Raw genomic sequence first — 2,751 nt, 5'->3', positions numbered from 1 at the left:
GACAAAAGTGCCTCTAAACCCTTGTGAGATAAGGATTTTTTGATTTTTCAGCAAGCCCTAAGTAACAACGGCACATCCCCTTCCGAATCTCCACACGCTCCTTTCTTCCTGAAGGAAGTCAATAAGCTAGAGGGTCGATTGAAGGTCACCGTTCTCTATCAACCCTTGGATTACGCTCGTGGCATACTCTACGCGAATTCGCAGATCAGAAATTCGAGAATAACCATTGCCTCGAGGCAGCTATTTCATCTTGTAGCCCATAATGTTCCACAACGAGTTGCATCGCCCCCAACTGCTGTCGGTCGTTCGGTATGTTCTCTAACAACGCCTTCGCCTTTCGGACTTCATCCGTGAAGTTTATTAACTAAACTGTCGCCGCATACCTGAGACACATAATTGCTTCAAGTAACTTTATCTCGCAAAAAAAAAACGAAAAATTGTGATTGCTGCAGCTCGGCTTGTTCATTTCCGCCACTCATTGACCAGCGACACTTAATCCTAGAATTGCGTTTTGAAACCGAGCGAACTCCTCGTCTCGCTTCACTAGTTCCTCAATGTCTAGCTTATTTGCAGCTAATCGGGATTGCTCAATGCGATTCTTAGCGCCCCATTTCCGGAGTTGATCAACATCAAGGTCAAGCCAGACTTCAATAGAAGGATTGGGAATGACAGAAATCCATTCGTTAAATTCAAGGCCTTTCACCAACATATCTTTTGTAGCGGTGGGGTCACCGTCACCATCGACCACTATCAGGACCTTAGAGGCAGAATAGAACGTTTTCCAAAGTGCGTTTGCTACACGCGAAATTGTGATCTTCCCCATGGCGACCATAATTTTGATCGATCGATTGGAACCGGCATTACCCAGGATCCTCTCAGACAGCGTAGCAATCACTAACTGTATTACCTTCACACACGATTAAAAGATCTGCCTCAGCGGCTTCAACTGGATGCGTAGCCAAGACTCCGCCCGTTGTCGGGTCGTAATGAAGCTGGTCGATTTCGACGACCTGCTTCCGTTCGGCGGTGACGAGTTCGCCTTCTGAGGGGAAATAAATAGCTCCTTCCTCAGCAGCTTTCCGGAGCTTGAGTTTGAGAACATTTGTGAATCCCAATCCACGGTTGATCGCTGCGTCCATGTCACGACCGTCGAACAAAATGATGTTCAGCGCCTTGCCAAGGACAAGCGCATCAACGGCGTCCTCTGCGTATCCTGACATCGAAATAAATATTCCAATAGTACCAGACAACTTTCCTTCAACCTTACCCTTGAACTGATAGAGAGTCGATGCCGGTAGTGGATCTGCGTGCCATTTGGCTTCCAGGAGATATGTACGTCCGTCAAGATAGATGGAGCCATCAATCTGTTCGCCCGCCGGCCTGTAACCTGTGCGCGGTTCGAGTTGTTCAATGGTAAATAGCTTATTCAGCATGCGCTCGAAATTAAAGCCACGACGCCGTTTTTCGACCGCATCTGCGTCGGCGGCTAAGTTCAGGAGTTTCCAGTATTCTTCTTTAATGTCACTCAAATTGGTCCCCATTTTTCTTCCCCCAAATTTCTGCTTGGCGAATTAAGTTTTTCCAGCCCGGACAATCAACTCTATCGCTTTATATTGATCCGTAAGAATCTTTTCATGCCTTCTCTTTTATTTTAATTGAAGTCTACACTTTAATGTCTGTTCTTGGGTCTTTATCTCGATAGCTCCATGTATAGGTAATGTCATCTGGTTTTATCCTTTCATTGGACGGGATTGTCCATGTAGTTGGACTCACTGCTGCATTCTCAGGAATATGGGGGCAGTAAGAATAGAGAAGAGGTGCGCACTTGATGTCCGGTGAAGCTGGCAAATAAAAAGAAATGATTTTCGTTCCGTAAGTAAAACGTATCAAATAAGGGTAGTTTATCGAATCAGCATGAGTGGTCTTTAGTACCTCCAGTATAACATTAGCAAAACCATTACCTGGAACAAATGCTGTATCTAAATAAAGCGGATAGATGTCGATTTTCCCTAGCAACCAATTTGGTACATAGGAAACCAACGTCTTATCTTCATCTTCTAAAAGCGCCCAACCCATATGAGTTAAGCACTTACATATGTCTTCAGGTCTATAGGGAGGGGGATTATTTATTTTGAAAGTAATAATGTTTTGTCCTTCTTTTTCTGCAACATTAAAAATGCCTTCTTGCTCAAGAATAGCAATGTTGAGCTTACCGCTATTCATTTCTAACGCTGATTGCTTACCTTTTTGCTTATATTTTGGAGCGCCGGACCCAGGTCGTTTCTGAGCACTAATAAATATTCTATCGAAGGTTAGAAAGTTAACCAGTTCATTTTCATAATAACTGAATCGGGTATTACAAGTATCACACTCGTTCAGATAGAATAACGTTCTATTTCCTAACCCAGCTGGTATAACATGAGCATCTTTTTTAAAAGTGACATTCGGACGACTCTGTCCACAAAAGAGACAGGTCGTCTTCGAATTATCACCAACTAAATCTTTATCTGCTCCTGTAATATCATGGGGATAAAAAATAGAGCTCAGCTCTGCGTAATGATGTTGACCGTGATTCATATGTGCATTCATCCTTTTAAGCTTTATCGGAAAATCTATAAATGGCCCGAGGCCATCTTAAAAGACAGCTTCCGTAATTTGTTGTTTACGCTATTGTTTACTATTTTTATGGACTGTTCTAGAAGTCCGGTGATTTAAGTCAGTTGTATCCGTCTCTTCGGCATGAAAAAAGAG

3 protein-coding genes are annotated in these 2,751 nt (G+C 43.3%); all 3 read right to left on the bottom strand.

Annotated features, from left to right (window positions below):
- Positions 1-475 precede the first annotated feature (475 nt).
- The 3 genes from ACFFK0_RS03125 to ACFFK0_RS03115 all read right to left on the bottom strand — a co-directional run bounded on the left by ACFFK0_RS03125 (position 476) and on the right by ACFFK0_RS03115 (position 2,577).
- A complete protein-coding gene (locus tag ACFFK0_RS03125; protein WP_218029637.1) occupies positions 476-895 on the bottom strand; it encodes a hypothetical protein in 420 nt (139 codons plus the stop codon).
- Positions 876-1,541, bottom strand: a complete 666-nt coding sequence (locus ACFFK0_RS03120) for a restriction endonuclease (protein WP_218029636.1) — start codon at positions 1,539-1,541, stop codon at positions 876-878. The genes ACFFK0_RS03125 and ACFFK0_RS03120 overlap by 20 nt, the downstream gene beginning before the upstream one ends.
- Positions 1,542-1,662: 121 nt before the next feature.
- Complete coding sequence (locus ACFFK0_RS03115; protein WP_164751802.1) at positions 1,663-2,577, bottom strand: HNH endonuclease; 915 nt, start codon at positions 2,575-2,577, stop codon at positions 1,663-1,665.
- Between the last annotated feature and the right edge of the window lie 174 nt (positions 2,578-2,751).

It is taken from the genome of Paenibacillus chartarius, from assembly GCF_042432825.1.
GTDB classification, from domain to species: domain Bacteria; phylum Bacillota; class Bacilli; order Paenibacillales; family NBRC-103111; genus Gordoniibacillus; species Gordoniibacillus chartarius.
The sequence above is the reverse complement of the archived record's forward strand: the minus strand, read 5'-3'. Positions and strand labels throughout refer to the sequence as shown.

Excerpts from the sequence above, each read along its gene's own strand:
- ACFFK0_RS03115 (WP_164751802.1), bottom strand. The coding sequence starts at position 2,577 with ATGAATCACGGTCAACATCATTACGCAGAGCTGAGCTCTATTTTTTAT.
- ACFFK0_RS03120 (WP_218029636.1), bottom strand. The coding sequence starts at position 1,541 with ATGGGGACCAATTTGAGTGACATTAAAGAAGAATACTGGAAACTCCTG.